General features: G+C 73.5%; 9 protein-coding genes. 6 read left to right on the top strand and 3 right to left on the bottom strand.

What is annotated here, in order from left to right; translation table 11 throughout:
• Positions 1–190 precede the first annotated feature (190 nt).
• Positions 191–2,680 carry an SCO7613 C-terminal domain-containing membrane protein gene (locus tag OIM89_RS01770; RefSeq protein WP_264490913.1) on the top strand — a complete coding sequence of 830 codons (2,490 nt, stop codon included), beginning with the start codon at positions 191–193 and terminating at the stop codon, positions 2,678–2,680.
• A gap of 67 nt (positions 2,681–2,747) precedes the next feature.
• Here OIM89_RS01770 and OIM89_RS01765 read toward each other — a convergent pair whose 3' ends face one another.
• The 3 genes from OIM89_RS01765 to OIM89_RS01755 all read right to left on the bottom strand — a co-directional run bounded on the left by OIM89_RS01765 (position 2,748) and on the right by OIM89_RS01755 (position 6,779).
• A complete protein-coding gene (locus OIM89_RS01765; protein ID WP_030697696.1) occupies positions 2,748–3,632 on the bottom strand; it encodes a lysozyme in 885 nt (294 codons plus the stop codon).
• A 302-nt stretch (positions 3,633–3,934) separates the two neighbouring features.
• Entirely contained in the window at positions 3,935–6,223 is a 2,289-nt protein-coding gene (locus OIM89_RS01760) for an FdhF/YdeP family oxidoreductase (RefSeq protein WP_264490912.1), read from the bottom strand.
• Between the two features lie 37 nt (positions 6,224–6,260).
• The gene (locus OIM89_RS01755; protein WP_047466682.1) at positions 6,261–6,779 is read right to left on the bottom strand and encodes an SRPBCC family protein; all 519 of its coding nucleotides are present in this window, start codon (positions 6,777–6,779) and stop codon (positions 6,261–6,263) included.
• Between the two features lie 548 nt (positions 6,780–7,327).
• On the opposite strand from OIM89_RS01755, the gene OIM89_RS01750 reads away from it, so the two are divergent.
• The 5 genes from OIM89_RS01750 to OIM89_RS01730 all read left to right on the top strand — a co-directional run bounded on the left by OIM89_RS01750 (position 7,328) and on the right by OIM89_RS01730 (position 22,204).
• The gene (locus OIM89_RS01750) at positions 7,328–8,272 is read left to right on the top strand and encodes a sterol desaturase family protein (protein ID WP_030697693.1); all 945 of its coding nucleotides are present in this window, start codon (positions 7,328–7,330) and stop codon (positions 8,270–8,272) included.
• Positions 8,273–8,342: 70 nt separating this feature from the next.
• Positions 8,343–17,753, top strand: coding sequence for a non-ribosomal peptide synthetase/type I polyketide synthase (locus OIM89_RS01745; protein WP_264490911.1), 9,411 nt, complete (start codon positions 8,343–8,345; stop codon positions 17,751–17,753).
• Positions 17,743–19,425, top strand: coding sequence for a phytoene desaturase family protein (locus tag OIM89_RS01740; RefSeq protein WP_151170343.1), 1,683 nt, complete (start codon positions 17,743–17,745; stop codon positions 19,423–19,425). Before OIM89_RS01745 ends, OIM89_RS01740 begins: the two co-directional genes overlap by 11 nt.
• A gap of 53 nt (positions 19,426–19,478) precedes the next feature.
• Complete coding sequence (locus OIM89_RS01735; RefSeq protein WP_264491767.1) at positions 19,479–21,152, top strand: phytoene desaturase family protein; 1,674 nt, start codon at positions 19,479–19,481, stop codon at positions 21,150–21,152.
• A complete protein-coding gene (locus OIM89_RS01730; RefSeq protein WP_195730056.1) occupies positions 21,149–22,204 on the top strand; it encodes an MDR family NADP-dependent oxidoreductase in 1,056 nt (351 codons plus the stop codon). The genes OIM89_RS01735 and OIM89_RS01730 overlap by 4 nt, the downstream gene beginning before the upstream one ends.
• Positions 22,205–22,238 lie beyond the last annotated feature (34 nt).

Raw genomic sequence — 22,238 nt, 5'->3', positions numbered from 1 at the left:
CTCATGTCCGCTGCTTCTTCCGAGGCGTGTTCGCTTACACGCAGTGACTTCATCGATGGTGAAACGCGAGGAGCCGGTGTCAATCCTCCGAGCGCGATCACGTCGAACTGCCCGGGACGGGTTACTCAGCTCCGGAAGTGAGTACGGGAACGCATGTCCGGCCCGCCCGCCCCTCGGCACACTCCGGTGCATGACACCTCTGCCGTCGTCCCCCGCCGAGGAACTGGCGCTCCTCGAACGTGAGCTGATCTGGCTGGACACCCGCCGGGCGCAGCTGCTGCGCCGCCGCTCCTGGCTGAAGGCCGCGTTGCGCGCGCAGTCGGGGCGAGGGTGGCAGCCGCCGCCCGGCGTCCCGGGCGGCTGGGCGCACGCCCCGGCGGCGCATCCCGCCCGGGCAGCGCACCCCGCCCCGGCGGCGCATCCCGCGCCGGCGGTCCCGCCGGGCTCCGCCACCGGCGGACCCGGCGCGCAGCACGTGCTGCTGATCCTCGGCGGACTGCTGCTCGCCGTCGCGGCCATCGCGTTCACCCTGTTCAGCTGGGGTGAGCTGGGGATCGTGGGGCGGGCCGTGGTGCTGGCCGGGGTGACGGCGGGGGCGCTGGGGGCGCCCGTGCTGCTGCTGCGCCGGGGGCTCGGCGCGACGGCGGAGGCGGTGGGCGCGGTGGCGTTGCTGCTGACGGTGCTCGACGCCTACGCGCTCCACGCGGCGGTGCTGCCCGAGGCGGACGGCGCGGGGTACGCGGCCTTCGCCTCCGGGGCGCTGGCGGCGGGGTGGACGGCGTACGGGGCCGGCGTGGGCCGGCTGCGGCTGCCGCTGCCCGCCGCCGTGGTCGCGGGGCAGTTCCCGCTGGTGCTGGGGGCCTGGGCGGCCGGGGGCTCCGTGCTGGTGATCGGCTGGGCGCTGCTGGTGACGGCTGCCGCGAGTGTCGTGGTGGCGGTGCGCGGGCCGGGGCTCGCGGTGCGGGCCACCGCCTGGTCGGGGGCCGGGGCGACCTGGGCGGGCGGGCTGCTGATCGGCCTGGGGGAGTCGGTGTCGGCGGGCGGTCCGTTCGACGCGGCGGGGCCGGGGGCGCTGCTGCTCGGTGCCGCGGCGGTGGCCCTGACCGCCGCGTGGCGGGCTCCGCGGGAGATGGCGGTGACCGGGGGAGTGGTGGCCGGGCTGGCGGCCGTGGCCGGTGTCGGCGGGGTGCTGCGTACGGAGGTGCCGTGGAGCTGGGCGGTCGTGGTCCACCTGCTGTGCGGGGCGGCGCTGGCGCCGGTGGCGCGGATCGCCGTGGTGCCGCGACCGGTGCGCGGCGGGGTGCTGGGCGCGGCGGCGGGGGTGACGGGCCTCGCGGTGCTGGCGGTCCTCCCTTCGGCGGCGGCGACGCTGCTCGGGCCGGCCGCCGTGCTGACCGGGCTGTGGGCCGGGGCGCCGGGCGGGGTGCGGGAGGTGGCCGCCGGGGCCGGGGCGTGGCCGGACGACATGTCCGTACCGGTGGTGCTGCTGGTGGTGGCCGTGCTGCTCGGGGCGGTGTACGCGTCCCTGGTCCAGGAGGGCCGGGCGCCGGCGGGACGGACGGGGGCGGCGGGGGCCGTGGCGGTCGGTCTGGTCTCGGCGGCCGTGCCGGTGCTGCTGGTGACGGCGGGCGTGGCGTACGCGGCGGCGCTGGCGGTGGACCTGCTGCTGGTGGCGGGGCTGCTGGGGGCGGCTCTCGCGGTGCGCCGGGTGCCGGCGGCGGCCGGGGCGACCGCGCTGTGGTGCGCGGTGGCCGTGGCGGCCCACACGGGGCTGCTCGCGCTGGCCGCCGAACCGGCCACGTACGCGGTCTCCGGTCTCCTCCTGGTGCTCTTCGCGGCCGTGGCGGCCCGCTCCGGGGAGGTCGTGACCCGCTCGCTCTCCCTGGTGCTCTCCGTGGTGTGCGCGCTGGTGGTGGCGGTGGCGGCCGGGGCCTCGCTGGAGCTGGGCGCCCCGCGCATGGCCGTGCTGGTCCTCGCCGTCCCGGCGGTCGCGGTGGTGCTGGGGCTGTGGCTGCGGACGCCCGCCGTGGTGGTGCCGCTGGAGGCCGGGGCCGGGGTAGGCGCGCTGGTCGCGCTGGGGCTGGCGCTGACCGACGGGGCGTACCTCTCCCTGGTGCTGGCGCTCTGCGGGGTCCTGGCGGCCGCCACCGCGGTACGCCCGGAGCGCAGGCCCGGTGCCGGGTACCTGGCGGTGGGGCTCTTCGCGCTGGCGACCTGGGTCCGGCTCGTCTCCGCCGGGGTCACGCACCCGGAGGCGTACACCCTGCCCGTCTCGGTGATCGCCTGCGCGGTCGGCCTCCTGCGCCGGCGCACGGACCCGGAGGCGTCCTCGTGGGCGGCGTACGGTCCGGGGCTGGGCGTGACCCTGGGGCCGAGTCTGCTGGCGCTCTGGTCCGACCCGCACTGGCAGCGCCCGCTGCTGCTGGGCGCGGCGGCGCTGGCGGTCACCGTGACCGGGGCGGTGCGCCGGCTCCAGGCGCCGCTGCTGCTGGGCGGCGGCACGCTGGCCCTGGTCGCCCTGCACGAACTGGCGCCGCACGTGGCGCAGGTCTTCGACGCCCTGCCGCGCTGGTCGGTCCCGGCCCTCGCCGGGCTGCTGCTCCTCGCGCTCGGTGCCACCTACGAGCAGCGGCTGCGCGACGCGCGCCGGCTGCGCGAGCACGTCGGGCGGATGCGGTAGCCGCGCCGGGCGCGGGGGAGGGCCGGGGGTGCGGCGTGCGTGCCGTACCCCCCGCCCTCCGGCCGTCTCACGCCGTGTTGTTGGCCAGGGCCAGCAGACGGGCGGCGGAGCCGTTGAACTTGTTGCGGTCGACGTCCCCGCTGACGCCGCCGACCCGGCCGGTCGCCGAGTACTGCCAGAACGTCCACGTCGGGAAGCCGCTCGGCACCGTCGGCGCGCTCACGCCCCAGTGGGCCACCCAGAACGGGGACTTGGCCGCCATGCCGTTCCAGCTGCCGGTGCAGGTGTTCCACCAGCTCGCCGTCGTGTAGATGACGACGTCGCGGGTGGTGCGCGCCTTGTACCGGGCGTGGAAGTCGTTGATCCAGGTGCGCATCTGCGTGGTGGAGAGCCCGTAGCACATGGCACCCGAGGGGTTGTGCTCGATGTCCAGGACGCCCGGCAGGGTCCGGTTGTCGCGGGACCAGCCGCCGCCGTTGCTGGCGAAGTAGTCGGCCTGCGCCGTGCCGCTGGAGGCGTTCGGGCGGGCGAAGTGGTAGGCGCCGCGGATGATCCCCGCGTTGTACGCGTTGGTGTAGTTCGCGTTGAACCGGTCGTCCTTGTAGTTGGTGCCCTCGGTCGCCTTGATGTAGGCGAAGGACATCCCGGCCGACTTGACCGAGCTCCAGTTGATGGAGCCCTGCCAGTGCGACACGTCGATCCCCTGGACACCGCTGGTGTCGGCCGGGCCGATCGTGCGCTCGTCGGGGCCGGCGCCGAGCCCCTGCTCGATGCGGGTGCCGACACCCATGTACGCCTCGCCGGGCCCGACGTCCTTGCCGGGCGGGGGCGCGAGGGGCGCGGCGGCGGCGGTGGGCGCCAGGGTGAGCGCCAGGGAGGCGCTGACGAGACCGCCGAGCAGGACGACCGCGGGTCTGCGGCCGCGGCGGGCGAGAGAGCTGTACGCGGGCATGACTGCCTCCAGGCACGAGTGGGGGATGTAGCCGTGGAACGCGCGAATGACCGGTGCTTGCCCTGGCGGTGGCGCCCGGAAGAGGGCGCTCGCCATGAGCACGACACCAGTAATGCACGCGCGTAGACCCCCGTAAAGACCCACCTGTCGGCTCCGCTGGTCTATATCAATGGCGGCGCGCCTGACCTGCCGCTCCGTGCCCGGCCACGCCGAAAGTTTCCGTCATGGAAGCCCTGGGGCCTTACGGAACAGGCCCCCGTGACGTGGCGTCACGGGGGCCTGCGGGGATGTGCGCGGGACGGTCAGCCGGTGGGCTCCAGCCGGACCAGGATGCCCTTCGAGGTGGGCTGGTTGCTGATGTCCGCCACGCTGTCCAGCGGTACCAGGACCTGTGTCTCCGGGTAGTACGCGGCGGCCGAGCCGCGCGAGGCCGGGTACGGGACCACCTGGAAGCCCTCGGCGCGGCGCTCGACACCGCCGTCCCAGACGCTCACCACGTCGACCCGGTCCCCCTCGGCGAGTCCGAGGGCGGTCAGGTCGTCCGGGTTGACCAGCACCACCTGGCGGCTGCCGTGGATGCCCCGGTAACGGTCGTTGAGCGTGTACGGGATGGTGTTCCACTGGTCGTGGGAGCGCAGGGTCTGGAGGAGCAGGTGGCCCTCGGGCACCTGAGGCATCTCCCAGGAGTTGCGGGTGAACATCGCCTTGCCGGTCGCGGTCGGATAGACGCCCTCGTTGACCGGGTTGGGCAGCCTGATCCCGCCGGGCCGGATCACCCGCCGGTTGTAGTCGTGCAGTCCGGGCACGATGCGGGAGATCCGGTCGCGGATCGCCCCGTAGTCCGCCTCGAACTCCTCCCAGGGCAGGTCAGGAGTGGCCCCGAGGGTGTGACGGGCGAGCCGGGAGAGGATCGCCACCTCGCTGAGCAGGAGCGGCGAGGCCGGCTTCAGCTTCCCGTGTGAGGTGTGCACCTCACTCATCGAGTTCTCGACGGTGACGAACTGCTCCCCACCGGCCTGGAGGTCCTTCTCCGTCCTGCCGAGGGTCGGCAGGATCAGCGCCGTCTCCCCGCAGACGGTGTGCGACCGGTTGAGCTTGGTGGAGACGTGCGCGGTCAGGCGGCAGCGTCGCATCGCCGCCTCGGTGACATCGCTGTCCGGGGCCGCCCGGACGAAGTTGCCCGCCACCCCCAGGAAGACCTTGACGCGGCCTTCGTGCATCGCCCTGACCGTGTTCACCGAGTCCAGGCCGTGCGGGCGCGGCGGCTCGAATCCGAACTCGTCCCGCAGCGCGTCCAGGAAGTGGTCCGGCATCTGCTCCCAGATGCCCACGGTGCGGTCGCCCTGCACGTTGCTGTGGCCGCGCACCGGACACGCACCCGCGCCGGCCCGGCCGAGATTGCCGCGCAGCAGAAGGAAGTTGACGATCTCCCGGATGGTGGGCACAGCGTGCTTGTGCTGGGTGACACCCATCGCCCAGCAGACGATGACCCGTTCGCTGCGCAGCACGTCGTCACGGACCGCCTCGATCTCCGCGCGGGTCAGCCCGGTCGCGGCGAGCACGTCCTCCCAGCCGACCTGCCGGGCGTGCTCGGCGAACTCCTCGAAGCCACTGGTGTTGCTCTCGATGAACTCGCGGGCGAGCACCTCACCGGGCCGCGCGTCCTCGGCCTCCAGAAGTAGCCGGTTGAGCCCCTGGAAGAGGGCGAGGTCGCCGCCGGGGCGGATGTGCAGGAACCGGTCGGCGATCTGGACTCCCCGGCCGACGATCCCGCGCGGCTTCTGCGGGTTCTTGAACCGCATGAGCCCCGCCTCGGGCAGCGTGTTCACCGCGACGACGCGGGCTCCGTTCAGCTTCGCCTCCTCCAGCGCCGAGAGCTGGCGGGGATGGTTGGTGCCCGGGTTCTGGCCCACCAGGAAGATCAGATCGGCGTGGTGCAGATCCTCCAGGCTGACCGTGCCCTTGCCGGTGCCCAGCGTCTCGTGGAGCGCGAAGCCGCTCGATTCGTGGCACATGTTGGAGCAGTCCGGCAGGTTGTTGGTCCCGAAGGCACGCGCGAAGAGCTGGAGCACGAAGGCGGCCTCGTTGCTGACCCGGCCCGAGGTGTAGAAGGCGGCCTCGTCGGGGGAGGCGAGCGCCTTCAGCTCATCGGCGAGCAGGTGCAGGGCGTCGCGCCAGCTGATCGGCTCGTAGTGGTCGGAGCCGGGGCGCTTGACCATCGGCTCGGTGAGCCGGCCCTGCTGGTTGAGCCAGAGGTCGGAGCGGCGCGCCAGCTCGGAGACCGGGTGCTCACGGAAGAACTCCGCGGTGATCCGGCGGGTGGTCGCCTCGTCGTTGATGTGTTTGGCGCCGTTCTCGCAGTACTCGTTGCGGTGCCGGTGGCCGGGGGCGGGGTCCGCCCACGCGCAGCCGGGGCAGTCGATGCCGCCCACCTGGTTCATGGTCAGCAGATCGACCGCGGTGTCCCGGGGCGAGGTCTGCTCCAGGGAGTACTCCAGCGCGTGCACCACCGCCGGGACGCCCGCGGCCCAGGTCTTGGGCGGGGTGACGGTCAGGTCTTCCTTCGGCTCTTCGCGGGGCGGTTTCTTCACCGGTTCGCCTCTCGTCGTCTCTGGTGGCGCGCGGGGGTCAGCCCATGGGCCAGGTGGGCGTGGGGCTCTTGGCCTCCTCGGGCATGCCGGGCTGGATGTGCCCGTCGTGGATGGTGCCGCGCCAGCCCGCGGTGGCCTCGCCGAGCCCCTCGACGAAGTCCCGGAAACGGGTGAGGTCGCGGTGCAGGACGCGGCCGGCCACGCCGGGCACGGCCCCGAGGGCGCCCGCCAGGTTCCGGCCCCCGAGTCCGACGCGCAGGCCGACCTCCGTACTGTCGTCGGCCAGCGCCCGGAACCGGACCTCTCCGCGGGGGAGGTCGCCGCGGCCGAGGGTCCGCCAGACGAGGTGGGAATCGGGTGCCTGCTCCAGGATCTCCACCGTGAACTCCTGGCGCAGCGGTCCGGCGCCGACCACCCAGACGCTCACCCCGCACGTCTGCTGACGCACCCGCTTCACCCCGGACAGGAAGCGGGGGAATGTCTCGAACTGGGTCCATTGGTCGTACGCGGTACGCAGCGGTACCGCCACCGCGACGGTTGTCTCGATCGTCTTCATCGCATTCTCCTCCTGAGCCGCCCTGGTCAGTCTCACCGCAGGGCCGGTGAGCCGCCACGCGGCGGGGCGAAGGGGGCGCCCGGGACCCGCCTGCCCGCGCTCGCTCGGGCCACACGACGGAGCGGCCAGGGCGCGGCCACCCGGCCGCGAGAGTGACCCGACAATCATATTAAGTAACTCACATTGGCGACAGTGGCCCGCATTTTCCCCCGGCCTCCTCCGTCGTCCGGTTCAATGTGTGCGAAGTGAAATGAGGTCGTTCCGGCGGCGGTGAACCACTCTTTAGTGGAGGGTTGAAGCCGCCGGAAAGGGAAAAGAATCACTCGGATTCGCTCCGGGTGAAGGATCGGATGCGTTCCGGGCGAGGTCGGGTTCCTCGTCCGTCTCCCGAAAGCACAGCGTAGTGCTGGGTTCTTGTCGGTTTCCCCTGGTCTCTTCCTGAGGTGCCGCGCGAAATTCCTCGCGGCTTCCCCGATGTGCGCGGGCTCTTTTCGCGTGTCCGCTCACTGGCCTTTCCGTCGACGCTTGCATTCCTGGGGGTGTTCTGCATGTCCAACAGTGATCCGGAATTCGAAGGCATTGCCCCGGACGGATTCCTTTCCGGAGGAATTCCTGTTCCCGGATCACTGGCCGGACGGGCCCGGGCCGTGCTGCGCGTCGCCGCGTACCCGCTGCTCCTGGCGGCGACCGTCGTGGTGGCCGGCGCCGCGCTGAGCCTGGAGTGGGACCCCGCGCGGGTCAGCCCGCTCTTCCTGGTGGGCGTCCTGCTCTACCTGACCCTGCTGGAACGGCTGATCCCGCACCAGCGCGACTGGCACCCCAGCACCGCCGAATGGCGCTGGTACGGCGTGTACTTCCTGCTGACCATGGTGGGCAGCGCGCTGGCCCAGCTGCTGGTGGCCACCGCCGTCGGCATGGTGGCGCCGGCCGACCCGGCGCTCCCGCTGGGGGCCGAGATCCCGGCCGCCCTGCTGAGCGGCTCCCTCGCCGGCTACCTGGCGCACCGCCTCGGCCACACCAACCGCTGGCTCTGGCGTCTGCACGGGGTCCACCACGTCCCGCAGAAGGTCAACGTCGCCAACAACGGCGTCAACCACGTGGCGGACATCGTGGTGGCCCAGGGGGCCGTCCAGCTCACCCTGGCCCTCGTCGGCTTCTCCCCGGAGTCGGTCCTCGCGGCCGGCCTGTTCACCGCCGCCCAGGGCTACTTCGTCCACGCCAACATCGACGTCCGCATCGGCCGGCTCAACCACGTCCTGGCCAGCCCGGAACAGCACCGCCTGCACCACAGCACCGACCTGGCCGAGGCGGGCCACTACGGCTCCGACCTCTCCCTGTGGGACCACCTCTTCGGCAGCTTCACCTGGTACCCCGGCCGCGAGCCGGCCGCCGTCGGACTCCACGACCCCACGTCGTTCCCCGCGACCGGCGAGATTCTCGCCAGTCTGCTCCATCCCCTCCACCGCGCGAAGCGGCGCCGGCCTTCCGCCTGACCCGCCCCCGCCGCCGTACCGCCGACCGCGCCGCACCAAGGCGGCGCGACCACCTGAGGAGTGTGCGAACTTGGCTGACGCGATCAACGACGCCTCGACGGGCAAGGTAGCGATCATCGGCATCGGCTGCCGGCTGCCCGGCGGCGCCGGCGACCACCGCGCCTTCTGGCGGAACCTGCTCAGCGGCAAGGACTGCCTCACCCCCACCCCGCCCGACCGCTACGACGCCGCCACCCTCGCCAGCCGGCACCGGGACAAACCCGGGAAGCTGGCGGCGGGCCGGGGCGGGTACATCGACGGCTTCGACGAGTTCGAACCGGCCTTCTTCGGCATCAGCCCCCGCGAGGCCGACCACATGGACCCGCAGCAGCGCAAACTGCTGGAGGTGGCCTGGGAGGCGCTGGAGGACGCCGGGCAGCGCCCGGCCGACCTGGCCGGCAGCAACACCGGTGTCTACGTCGGCGCGTTCACCCTCGACTACAAGATCCTCCAGTTCGCCGACCTGAGCTTCGAGACCCTCGCGGCGCACACCGCGACCGGCACGATGATGACGATGGTCTCGAACCGGATCTCGCACTGCCTCGACCTCCGGGGACCGAGCCTCACCGTCGACACGGCGTGCAGCTCCTCCCTGGTCACCGTCCATCTGGCCTGCCAGAGCCTGCTGCGGGGCGAGAGCGACCTGGCGCTCGCGGGGGGCGTCCTGCTGCACTCGGCACCGCAGTACACGATCGCCGAGACCAAGGGCGGTTTCCTCTCGCCGAGCGGCCGCTCCCGGGCCTTCGACGCCTCGGCCGAGGGGTACGTACGCGCCGAGGGCGTCGGCCTGGTCGCCCTCAAGCGGCTGGACGAGGCGCTGGCCGACGGCGACCCGGTGCACGCCGTCATCCTCGGCAGCGGCGTCAACCAGGACGGCCGCACCAACGGCATCACCGTGCCCAGCGCCGACGCCCAGATCTCCCTGGTCCGACGGGTCTGCGCCGAGGCCGGCATCACCCCGGGCGACCTCCAGTACGTCGAGGCCCACGGCACCTCCACGCCCGTCGGTGACCCCATCGAGGCCAACGCCCTGGCCCAGGTCCTCGCCGAGGGCCGCGCCCCCGGTGCCGCCTGCCACGTCGGGTCGGTCAAGACCAACATCGGGCACACCGAGTCGGCGGCGGGCATCGCCGGGCTGATCAAGACCGCGCTGGCCCTCAAACACCGGGTGATCCCGGCCCACATCAACCTCGACACCGTCAACCCGGCCATCGCGTACGAGAGTTCGCCCTTCACCATCCCCACCGAGGCCACCCCCTGGCCGGCCCACGAGGGGCCCGCGCGGGCCGGGGTCAACTCCTTCGGCTTCGGCGGCACCAACGCCCACCTCGTCCTGGAGGAACCGCCGGTCCGCCCGGCCGCCCCCGGCCGCCGGACCGCGCGGGAACTGGCCGAGGAGACCGCCCGCCCCGAGGGCCCCGGCTGGAGCATCCTGCCGCTCACCGCCCGCCACCCCGACGCCCTCGCCGAGGTGGCCGCGGGCATCCGCCGCGAACTGGACGGGGGGAACGGCGCCCGGCCCGCCCTCGCCGACCTCGGCCACACCCTCGCCCACCGCCGCCAGCACCTGGAGTCACGGCTCTCCGTCGTCCACTCCTCCCGCGCCTCCCTCGCCGAGGCGCTCGACGCCCACCTGCGCGGCGAGCCCCACCCCCGAGTGGTCCAGGGGCGGCGGCTGGAGCCCGAGGACCGGCGCCTGGTCTGGGTCTTCACCGGCATGGGGCCGCAGTGGTGGGGGATGGGCCGGGGGCTCCTGGAGAGCGAGCCGGTCTTCCGCGAGGTCGTCACCGCCTGCGACCGGGAGATCCGGCGCCTCGCCGGCTGGTCGCTCCTCGACGAGATGGCGGCCGGCGCCGAGACCTCCCGGATGGCGGAGACCTGGCTCGCCCAGCCCGCCAACTTCGCCGTCCAGGCCGGACTGGCCGCCCTCTGGCGCTCGTACGGCGTCACCCCCGACGCCGTCGTCGGCCACAGCACGGGGGAGATCGCCGCCTTCCACGAGGCCGGCGTCTACTCCCTGGAGGAGGCGGTGGGCATCGCCGTCCACCGCAGCCGGCTTCAGCACACCCTCGCCGGCACCGGTGGCATGCTCGCCGTCAGCCTCTCCGAGGAGGAGGCCGAGCACCGGGTACGGCCGTACGCCGACCGGGTCTGCGTCGCCGCCGTCAACAGCCCCACCGGGGTCACCCTGGCCGGAGACCGCGACACCCTCGTCCGGCTCTCCGGGGAACTCCGCGACGAGCAGATCTTCGCCAAGCTCCTGACCGTCCAAGTCCCGTACCACAGCCCGCAGATGGACCGTATCAAGGACGAGCTGCTGGACTCCCTCGCCGGACTCGCGCCGCGCCCCGCCCAGGTGCCCGTCCACCTCACCGGGATCGAGGGGCCGGCCGACGGGGTGGTGCTGGACGCCGCGTACTGGTGGCGGAACGTCCGCGACCGGGTCGCCTTCCGGGCCGCCGTGGACCGGCTCGCGGACGAAGGGCACCGGCTCTTCCTGGAGATCGGGCCGCATCCGTCCCTCGCCCACTCCCTCCGCGAATGCCTGGAGGCCACCGGGCGGACCGCCGTCACCGTGCCCTCGATCCGCCGCGAGGAGGACGAACCCGAGCGGTTCGCGGCCTCGCTGGCCACCCTGCACAATCTCGGCGTCGCCGTCGACTGGGACGTGCTCCAGCCCACCGGCAGGACCGTGCCGCTGCCGCGTTACCCCTGGCGGCGCGACCGCCACTGGACCGAGCCGCAGAACGTCGCCCGGGTCCGCCTCGGCCACCTCGACCACCCGCTGCTGGGCCGCCGCACCGACCACGCGGGCCCCGCCTGGCAGAGCGCCCTGGACACCGAGCGGCTGCCCTACCTCGCCGACCACCGCATCCAGGACTCCGTGGTCTTCCCCGCCGCCGGCTACCTGGAGATGGCCACCCAGGCCGTCCTGGCCCTCACCGGCGGTACCTCGGCCGTCCTCGCCGACGTCGACCTGCGCAAGGCCCTCTTCCTCGCCGAGGACGAGACCAGGACCGTCCACCTGACGGTCGACCCGGAGAGCGCCGACTTCGCCATCGCCTCCGCACCGCCCGGACCCGGGGGCGAACGCGCCGTCCACGCCACCGGCGCCGTCCGCACCGCCCAGCACCCGGCGGCCGGACCCCCGCTCGACCCGGCGGCCGTCCAGGCCCGCAGCCGCCAATGGCTCACCGGCTCCGCCTGCTACACGGGACTCGCCGCCCTCGGCTACCAGTACGGGCCCGCGTTCCAGGCGCTCGACGAGGTCTGGATCGGCGACGGCGAGGTGCTGGCCCGCATCACTCCGCCCGAAGTCCTCGGCGCCGACGCCGCCCGCCACCACCTCCACCCGGCCCTCCTCGACGCCTGCTTCCAGTCGCTGCTGACCCGGCAGATCCCCGCCGACGGCGACCCCGCCCCCGGCACCGGCATCCGCCTGCCCCTGTCGATCGCCGAACTGAGCCTCGCCCCGGTCGGCGACCGGACCCTGTGGGCGCACGGCGTGATCACCCGCGACGACGGGAACGAACTCCTCGCCGACCTCGCTCTGTACGCCGAGGACGGCACCCCGCTCGGCCGCCTCACCGGCTTCCGCGCCGCCGACGTCGAGAAGGCCTCCGCCGCCGTCTCCCGGGCCACCGTCGACTCCTGGCTGGCCGTCCCCGCCTGGACCGACCTGCCGCTGCCCGAGGACGCCGAGGCGGCGGCCGGACCGGGCGGCGACTGGCTGCTGTTCACCGACGGCGACCCCGGCGGTGTCGGCGCCGCCTTCGCCGCCCTGGTCACCGGCCTCGGCCACCGCTGCCGCGCGGTGACACCCGCCGCCGCCTACACCCGGAACGCCGACGGCACCGCCTTCACCCTCGCCCCCGACTCCGCCGACGACCTGGCCCGCCTCTTCGCCGACCTCGACGCCGACACCGGGCCCTTCCGCGGCACCGTCGTCCACCTCGGCAGCCTCGGACTCCCGCCGTACGAGGGCTGCGCGCGCGAGACGCTGCGGCAGGCGGCCGGGGGCGGCGCCTGGGGGCTCGTCGCCCTGGCCAAGGTCCTCCAGAACCGGCCCGCACCCGGCGCCCTGCACGTCGTCACCCGAGGGGCGCAGCCCGTCACCCCCGGCGAGGCCGTCGAACCGCTCGGCGCGCCCGCCTGGGGCGTCACCCGCGTCCTGCGCCACCAGGAACTCACCGCGCACCGCGGCAAGCTGATCGACCTCGACCCCGCGCACGACCGGAGCCCCGCCGGGGCACGGGCCGAGGCCGAGGCGCTGCTGCGCGAGTTCCGCACCGAGGACGAGGAGGAGATCGGGCTGCGCGGCACCCGCCGCGCCACCAGCCGGCTGCGCCCCGCCGACGACCTCACCCGCCCCCTGCCGCCGAGGCTGCGCGCCGACGGCAGCTACCTCGTCACCGGCGCCTTCGGGGCACTGGGCCGGCTGCTCTGCCGCACCCTGGTCAAGCGCGGCGCCCGGCACCTCGTCCTGATGGGCCGCACCCCGCTGCCGCCCCGCCGGGAATGGCGGCGCACCGACCCCGCCACCGCCCAGGGCCGCGCCGTCGCCCTCCTCAAGGAGCTGGAGGCGCTCGGGGCGCACCCGGTGGCCGCGCCGGTCGACGTCACCGACGAGGCCGCGCTGACCGCCTGGCTGGAGGAGTACCGGCAGGGCGACCCGCCGCCCCTGCGCGGCGTCTTCCACCTGGCCGGGCAGGTCCGTGACAGCCGGATCGCCGACCTGGACCGGGCCGCCTTCGACGCGGTCCACGACCCGAAGACCGTCGGCGCGTACCTGCTCGACAAGCACCTGAGGGACGAACCGCTCGACCACTTCGTCCTGTTCGCCTCGGTCGCCTCCCTGCTGACCACCGCGGGACAGACCAACTACGCGGCCGGCAACGCCTTCCTCGACGCCCTCGCCCACCGCCGCCGCGCCGAGGGCCGGCCCGCCCTCAGCCTCGACTGGGGCCCCTGGGCCACCGGCATGATCGAGGAACTCGGCCTGGTCGAGCACTACCTGCACAGCCGGGGCATGAGCAGCCTCACCCCGGACGCCGGCATGAGCGTGCTGGAACGCGTCCTCGGCCAGGACCGGGCCCAGCTCGTCGTCGCCACCGTCGTCGACTGGCGGACCTTCCTCGCCTGGTACGACACCCCGCCCGCCCTCGTCGCCGACCTCGCCGCGGCCGCCCTCGACTCGGCCGCCGACAGCGGCGGCGGCTTCCTCGACACCTTCCGCGCCGCCGACGGCGCCGGGCGCCGCGCCCTGGTCGCCGAACGCTTCACCCACCTCGTCGCCACCGTCCTGCGCACCCCGGTCCAGGACGTCGACCCGGCGGGCGGGCTCGGCGCGCTCGGCCTCGACTCGCTGCTCGCCATGGAGGTACGGGCCAAGGCCCAGGCGGAGTTCGGCGTCGCGCTGCCCGTGGTCGCCCTGCTCAGCGGCACCTCCGTCGGCGAACTCGCCGACCGCCTCCACGACGGGCTCGCCGAGCGGATCGCCGCCGACCAGGACGGCGGCGCCGAGGCGGCCGCCGTGGAGCTCTTCAGCGACGAGGGCGACCACCCGCTGACCCAGAACCAGAAGGCCCTCTGGTTCCTCAAGCAGCTCAACCCGGACGGCTACGCCTACAACATCGGCGGCGCCGTCGAGGTGCGGGCGGCGCTCGACCCGGAGCTGATGTTCGAGGCGGTCCGCCGCCTGATCGCCCGCCACCCCGCCCTGCGCACCACCTTCCACCTCAGCGACGGCCGCCCCGTGCAGCGCGTCGCCGCCGAGGCCGTGCCCGACCTCGCCTTCTTCGACGTCGAGGGCCAGGAGTGGGACGAGATCCGGCGGACCATCATCCGCGAGTACCGCGAGAGCTACGACCTGGAGCGGGACGCGCTGGTCCGCTTCCGCCTCTTCCGGCGCGGCGACGACCGCTGGATCATCATGAAGGCCGTCCACCACATCGTCTCGGACGCCATCTCCACCTTCACCTTCATCGAGGAACTCCTCGCCGTCTACGAGGCGTTGAAGCGAGGCCAGGAACCCTTCCTGCCACCGGTGACCGCCCGCTACGTCGACTTCCTCAACCAGCAGAACCGCTTCCTGGCGAGCCCCGAGGCCGGCGCCATGCTCGACCACTGGCGCTCCCACCTCCCCGCCGAGGTCCCGCTGCTGGACCTGCCGACCGACCGGCCCCGCCCGGCCGTGCAGACCCACAACGGCGCCTCCGAGTTCTTCGTCCTCGACGAAGAACTGAGCGCCCGCGTCCACACCCTCGCCCAACGCCACGGGGTCACCCCCTTCATGGTGCTGATCTCCGCCTACTACCTGCTCCTGCACCGCTACTCCGGCCAGGACCACGTCATCGTCGGCTCCCCGGTGACCGGCCGCACCCAGCAGGAGTTCGCCTCGGTCTACGGCTACTTCGTCAACCCGCTGCCGCTCCACGCCGACCTCTCCGGCGCCCCCTCCGTCGCCGAACTCCTCGACCAGGTCCGCGCCACCGTCCTGGGCGGCCTGGACAACCAGGAGTACCCCTTCGTCCTGCTCGTGGAGGAGCTGGGCCTGACCCACGACCCCAGCCGCTCGGCCGTCTTCCAGGCGATGTTCATCCTGCTCACCCACAAGGTCGCCACCGAGCAGTACGGCTACCGGCTGGAGTACATCGAACTCCCCGAGGAGGAAGGGCAGTTCGACCTCACCCTCTCGGTCTACGAGGACGAGGCCGAAGGGCGCTTCCACTCCGTCCTGAAGTACAACACCGACCTCTTCGACCCCGAGACCGTCCGCCGGATGGCCGGCCACTACGTCCACCTCCTCGACAGCATGACCCGCGCCCGGCCCGAGACCCCCACCCCCGAACTGGAGATGCTCGGCGCCGAGGAGCACGAGCGGCTCGTGGAGGAGTGGAGCGGTGCCCGCGAGGCCGCCGCCGCCGAGCGCGCGGGCGGCGCGCACCGGCCCGTCCACCGGCTCTTCGCCGAGGCCGCCGCCGCCCGCCCCGGGGCCACCGCCGTCACCGTCCCCGCCCCGCACGGCTCCTCCACCCACGTCACCTACGGCGAACTCGACCGGCGGGCCGACGCCCGGGCCCGGCGGCTGCGCGCGCTCGGCACCGGGCCCGGCACGGTGGTCGGCGTCCAGCTGGAGAAGTCGCCGGAGCTGATCGTCACCCTGCTCGCCGTCCTCAAGGCCGGCGGCGCCTACCTCCCCCTCGACCCCGCCCTCCCCGCCGACCGCACCGCCCAGGTCCTCGCGGGAGCCGGCGCCGGCCTGCTCATCACCGGACCGGGCACGCTCTCCGCGCCCACCGGGCTCTCCTGCCCGGCCGTCGCCCCGGACCAGCTCCGTGCCGCCGAGAGCGACGGGCCCGCCCCCGAGACCCCCGACGACCCGGACGCCCCCGCGTACGTCATCCACACCTCCGGCTCCACCGGCGTCCCCAAGGCCGTCCGGGTCAGCCACCGCAACCTCGCCGCCGCCTACGCGTCCTGGCGCACCGCCTACCGCCTGGAGCGGGACGTGCGCGTCCACCTCCAGACCGCCCAGCCCTCCTTCGACGTCTTCACCGGCGACCTGGTGCGCGCCCTCTGCTCGGGCGGCACCCTGGTCCTCGCCGACCGCGACCTGGTCTTCGACACCGCCCGGCTGTACCGCACCCTGCGCACCGAACGCGTCGACTGCGCCGAACTGGTCCCCGCCCTGGTGCGCGGCCTGATGGACCACTGCGCCCGCGAGGGTGAGCGGCTCGACTTCCTCCGGCTCCTGATCGTCGGCTCCGACACCTGGAAGACCGCCGAGTACCAGCGGCTGCGCGCACTCTGCGGCCCCGGCACCCGCGTCCTCAACTCCTACGGCGTCACCGAGGCCACCATCGACAGCGCCTGCTTCGAAGGCCCCGCCGAGGAGCTGGACCCGGGCCTGACGGTGCCGATCGGACGCCCCCTGCCACACGCCACCCTGTACATCCTCGACGCGTACGGCGCCCCCGTGCCCCCGGGCGTCACCGGTGAGCTGTGGATCGGCGGCGAGGGCGTCTCCCTGGGCTACGCGGGCGACCCGGAGCTGACCGGGCAGCGCTTCACCACCCGTACCCTCGGCCGCGGACCCGGCGCGCGGCCGGTGCGCCTCTACCGGACCGGCGACCTCGCCCGCTGGGACGCCGAAGGCCGCGTCCACCTCCTCGGCCGCCAGGACGGCCAGGTCAAACTGCGCGGCCACCGGATCGAGACCGGCGAGATCGAGGCCCATCTGACCGCCCGCCCCGGGGTGGCCCGGGCGGTGGCCGCCGTCCGCACGGACGCCACCGGCGAGGCCGTCCTGTGCGCCTACTGCGTCCCCGAACCCGGCGTCACCCTGGACATCCGCGCCCTGCGCCGCCACCTCGCCGCCGCCCTCCCCTCGCACATGGTCCCCGCCCACCTCGCCGAGGTCTCCGCGCTGCCGCTGACCGCGCACGGCAAGGTCGACCTCCGCGCCCTGCCGCAGCCGCAGGGCGAGCGGCACCGGGCCTACGAGGCGCCCGTGACCCTCTACGAGGTGAGCATGGCCCGGCACTGGGAAGCACTGCTCGGCCTCGACCGGGCCGGGCTCGGCGACGACTTCTTCGAGTCCGGAGGCAGCTCCATCAAACTCATCGAACTCCTCCACCACCTGCGGACCGAGTTCGGCGTCGCCGTCCCCGTCAGCCGCCTCTACCAGGTGACGACCCTGCACGGCATGGCCGCCGCGGTCGAGGAACGCGTCACCGGCACCACCGCCGACGAACTGCCCCACCTCACCTTCAACGAGGCCGCCCCCGACCCCGTCTTCTGCTTCCCGCCCGCCGGCGGCCACGGCCTCGTCTACCGCGGCCTAGCCGCCCAGCTCCCCGAGTACCGCGTCGTCGCCTTCAACTACCTGCCGGGCGACGACAAGGTGGCCCGCTACGCCGACCTCGTCGAGGCGGCCAGGCCCGAGGGCGCGTGCCGGCTGCTCGGATACTCCCTCGGCGGCAACCTCGCCTTCGAGGTCGCCCGCGAACTGGAGGCCCGCGGCCGCGACGTCGGCCACGTAGTCATCCTGGACTCCCGGCGCGTCACCGAGGCGTTCGCACCCGGCCCTGACGGGCTGAAGGCCTTCGAGGCGGAACTCGGCGGCCACCTCTACAAGCACACCGGCTCCGAGACCGTCACCAGCACCCTGCTGGAACACGCCGCCGAGTACCTCAGCTTCTGCGGCCGCAACCCCAACACCGGCACCGTCGGCGCACCGGTCACCGTCGTCTCCGACGAGGAGAAGACCGAGCTGTACGCGGCCGGCGTCCCCGGCACCTGGTACGGCAGCTCCACCACCGGCAACCGGGTCCTGCGCGGCTCCGGCAAGCACGCCGACATGCTCGACGCCGACCACCTCCCGCGCAACGCCGCCCTGGTCCGCGCCCTCCTCGCGGGGGAGGCCGGCCGTGCGGCGTGAGGAGGACACCGAGTGGACCCGGCGCGAGCCCGCGCCGGGCAGCCCGCCGCGCGTCATCGTCGTCGGCGCCGGGATGGCCGGCCTCTCGACCGGCTGCTACGCGCAGATGAGCGGGATGCGCACCCGCATCTTCGAGAAGCACGTCCTCCCCGGCGGCTGCTGCACCGCCTGGTCCCGGGACGGCTACCTCTTCGACTACTGCATCGAGTGGCTGATCGGCACCGCCGAGGGCAACGAGGCCCACCAGGTCTGGCGGGAGCTGGGCGCGCTCGACGGGAAGACCGTCACCAACTTCGAGCTGTTCAACAAGGTCACCGATGTCAGCGGCCGGTCGGTGGTCTTCTACAACGACCCCGGCCGGCTGGAGGCCCACCTGCTGGAGATCTCCCCGGCCGACGCCCGGCTGATCCGCTCCTTCTGCCGCGACCTGCGGCGGTTCACCGAGATCGAGCTGTACCCCTTCCTCACCGCCCCCGCCCTCCGGACGGTCCGCGAGAAGGCGGCCACCCTGCGCACCGTGCTGCCGGCCTTCCGGCTCTTCTGGCGCACCGCCGCCACGCCGATGCACCGCTTCGCCGACCGGTTCGAGGACCCGCTGCTGCGCAAGGCGTTCCGCAACATCTTCTTCCAGGACCCCGAGGGGTTCCCCCTCCTGCCCTACCTCTTCAACATGGCCGCCGCCCACCACGGCAACGCGGGCTTCCCGCAGGGCGGTTCACTGGGGCTGGCCCGTTCGGTCGAGGAGCGGTACACCTCGCTCGGCGGCACGGTCAGCTACCGCGCCCGCACCGAGAAGATCCTGGTCGAGAACGACCGGGCGATCGGCGTCGAACTCCGCGGCGGCCGCCGCTACTACGCCGAACACGTCGTCTCCGCCTGCGACGGCCACACCACCATCCGCGGCCTGCTGGACGGGAAGTACACCGGCCCGCGCGTCGACAAGCTCTACGACGAACTGCTGGAGAGCCCCGGCACCCTCTTCCCCGCCGTGGTCTCCGCCTTCGTCGGCATCGAGGGCGACCTGCCCGAGGAGGACGCGCACAGCACCACGTACCTGCTCGGCGCCGAGGAGGCCGCCGCCCTGCCGGGCGCCCTCCAGGACAGCCTCGTCGTCCAGCTGCGCTCCCGCTACTCCGACGGCTTCGCCCCGCCGGGCAAGTCGGTGGTCCACTGCACCTACTTCAGCGACTACGCCCACTGGGCCGACCTGCGCCGCACCGACCGCAGGCGCTACCGCGAGGAGAAACACCAGGTCGCCGACTTCGTCCGGACCTTCCTCGGCCGCCGCTGGCCCGAGGTGGCCGGGCGGATCGAGCTGGTGGACGTCGCCACCCCGGCGACCACCCGGCGCTACACCGGTAACCACAACGGCTCGATCCTCGCCTGGAAGGCGTTCTCCGACGCCGACGACCTCGCCGCCGGCCTGGTCGGCAAGGACCGTATGCGGCTGCCCGGCCTTGCCGGGTTCTCCATGGCAGGGCAGTGGGTGGGGATGGGCGGCCTGATCCGGGCCGCCTCCACCGGCCGCTTCGCCGTCCAGTACCTCTGCGCGGAAATGGGCCTGCCGTTCCGCGCCCACGAGAGCACCGGCACCGAGCCCTGGCATCCGGGCCGCCTCGGCCGGCTGCCCCAGCTCGACCGCTGGTACGCCAAGGAAAGGCGCAGCTCATGACGACAGCGGGGGAGCGGACCACCCGGCCGGGGACGGGCCGCCGCAGGGAGACCATGCTCATCATCGGGGCGGGGCTCGGCGGCCTCTCCACCGGCTGCTACGCCCAGATGAACGGCTACCGCACCAAGATCCTGGAGATGCACGAGCTGCCCGGCGGCTGCTGCACCTCCTGGGAACGCGGCGACTACACGCTGGACGCCTGCGTCAGCTGGATGCTGGGCAGCGGCCCGGGCAACGAGATGCACCAGATCTGGCTGGAGCTGGGCGCCCTCCAGGGCAAGGAGGTCCGCCACTTCGACGTCTTCAACATCGTGCGCGCACAGGACGGCCGGGCCGTCTACTTCTACTCCGACCCCGACCGCCTCCAGGCCCACCTGACCGCCCTCTCACCCGCCGACGCCCGGCAGATCAAGGAGTTCTGCGGCCACCTGCGCGCCTTCCGCAAGGCCCTCGCGGTCTACCCCTTCCTCAAACCCGTCGGGCTGATGGGCCGCGTCGAGCGGCTGCGCATGCTCGCCTCCTTCGTCCCGTACGCCAACGCCGTCCGCAAGACCATCTCGGTGCTGATGGCCCAGTACTCGGGCCGCTTCAAGGACCCGCTGCTGCGCCAGGCGTTCAACTTCGTCCTCTACGAGAAGCACCCCAACTTCCCCGTCCTGCCCACCCACTTCCAGCTCGCCTCGCACGCCAACCTCTCCGCCGGCGTCCCCGAGGGCGGCTCGCTCGGCGTCGCCCGGTCGATCGAGCGGCGCTATCTCGGCCTCGGCGGCGAGGTCGCGTACAACACCAAGGTCGAGGAGGTGATCGTCGAGAACGACCGGGCGGCGGGCGTACGCCTGAGTGACGGGCGCGAACTGCGGGCCGACATCGTGGTGTCGGCGGCCGACGGCCCCACCACCATCAACAAGTTCCTCGGCGGCCGCTACCTCGACGACGCCTACCGCAAGCTCTACACCGAGACCCTGCACCAGCCCGGCATGGTCTTCCCCGGCTACTTCACCCTCTTCCTCGGCCTCAAGCGGAGCTTCCCCGAGGCCGACCCCTGCACCACCTACCTCCTCGACCCCGAGCAGGCCGCCGAGCTGACCGGCATCCGCCACCCCAGCATCAACGTCCAGTTCCGCAACCGCCATTACCCGGAACTCTCCCCGCCGGGCACCAGCGTCGTCTACGCCACCTACTTCTGCGACATCGCCCCCTGGCGCGCCCTGGACGAGGGCCCCGAGCAGGCCACCCGCCGCCGGGGCGGGCAGGAGCTGCACACCCTCCCCGTCCGCCACGGCCGGGGCTACTACGCGGCCAAACGCCGGGCCAGGAACGCGCTGGTGAAGTTCCTGGAGGAGCGCTTCCCGGGCCTTGAGGAGTCCATCGCCGTCCGCGACGTCTCCAGCCCCCTCACCCAGGTCCGCTACACCGGCAACCACGACGGGACGGTGCTCGGCTGGCAGCCGTTCGTGGAGAGCGGCGAGACGCTGGAGGAGCTGGTGAAGAAGCACGGCCCCGGGCTGCCCGGCCTCGCCGACTTCTACCAGTCCGGCGTCTGGGCGACCACCGGCGGCCTGATCCGCGCCGCAGCAGCCGGCCGCCACGTCATGCAGTTCGTCTGCCGCGACGACGGCGTGCCCTTCACGGCCTCCGTCGACACCTCCGCCCCGCCCCCCACCCACCTCGTCATCCCCGTCGGGCCGCAGGACGGCCCCGCCCTGGCCCCGAAGGAGCAGCAGTGAAGATCAGCAAGTGGGTGGTCCGCGAACACGTCGAGGGCGCCCCGGACGTCAGCCGGGTCTACGAGAAGGTGACCGAGGAGGTCCCCGTCGACCTCGCCGAGGACGAGATGCTGCTCAAGACCCTCTACGTCTCGGTCGACCCCTACCTCCAGGGCATCGCCCTCGACACCCCGGTCGGTGACGCCATGGGCGCCGACTCGATCATGGAGGTGCTGGCGGCCGGGCCCCGCGCCGCCCACCGCCCCGGCGACCTCGTCCAGGGCTTCGGCGGCTGGCAGTCCCACGTGATCAGCGACGGCGCCCCCAGACTCTGGCAGACCGGCACCTTCCCGATGGTCTTCCCCGCCTACCGCCGCCTCCAGCGCCACTGGTACGACGAGGCGCTGCCCCTGGAGACCGCGCTCAGCGCGATGGGCGGCCCCGGCATGACCGCCTGGGGCACCCTCACCACCTTCCTGGACCCCCGGCCGGGCGAGACCCTCGTGGTCAGCGGCGCCTCCGGAGCCGTCGGCACCCTGGTCGGCCAGCTCGCCCGGCTCGCCGGCGCCCGCGTCGTCGGCACCACCTCCAGCCCGGCGAAGGCGGACTACCTGCTGGGGCTCGGCTTCGACGAGGTCGTCCGCTACCGGCACGGCGACAGCGCCGAGCAGGTGGGCGAGGCGCTGGACCGGGCCGCGCCCGACGGCGTCGACCACTACTTCGACAACCTCGGCGGCGCCGTCACCGACGCGGTCTTCGCCCGGCTCACCGTGGGCAGCAAGGTCGCCGTCTGCTGGCAGTGGGCGACCCAGGTGGGCCGCGAGGCGGTCGGGCCGCGGCTCCTGCCGTACATCATGTTCCCCCGCACCACCGTGCGCGGGATCTTCTCCCTGGAGTGGTTCACCGAGGCCAACTGGCAGGCGCTCCACGCCGATCTGGGCGAGCGCCTGCGGCGCGAGGAGGTCGTCTGCGACCACACGCTGCACCAGGGGTTCGACGCCATCCCGGACGCCTACGCCAGCCTCTACCACGACCGCACCGCCAACTTCGGCAAAGTCCTGGTCGCCCTCTGACCAGCGGCGCCCGCCCCCGTACGACCACCGCCCG

Origin of the sequence: Streptomyces sp. BI87, assembly GCF_025957665.1 — a bacterium.
Classification (GTDB): Bacteria; Actinomycetota; Actinomycetes; order Streptomycetales; family Streptomycetaceae; genus Streptomyces; species Streptomyces albidoflavus.
Note: the sequence above shows the minus strand (reverse complement) of the source record. Positions and strands in the feature narration are given on the sequence as shown.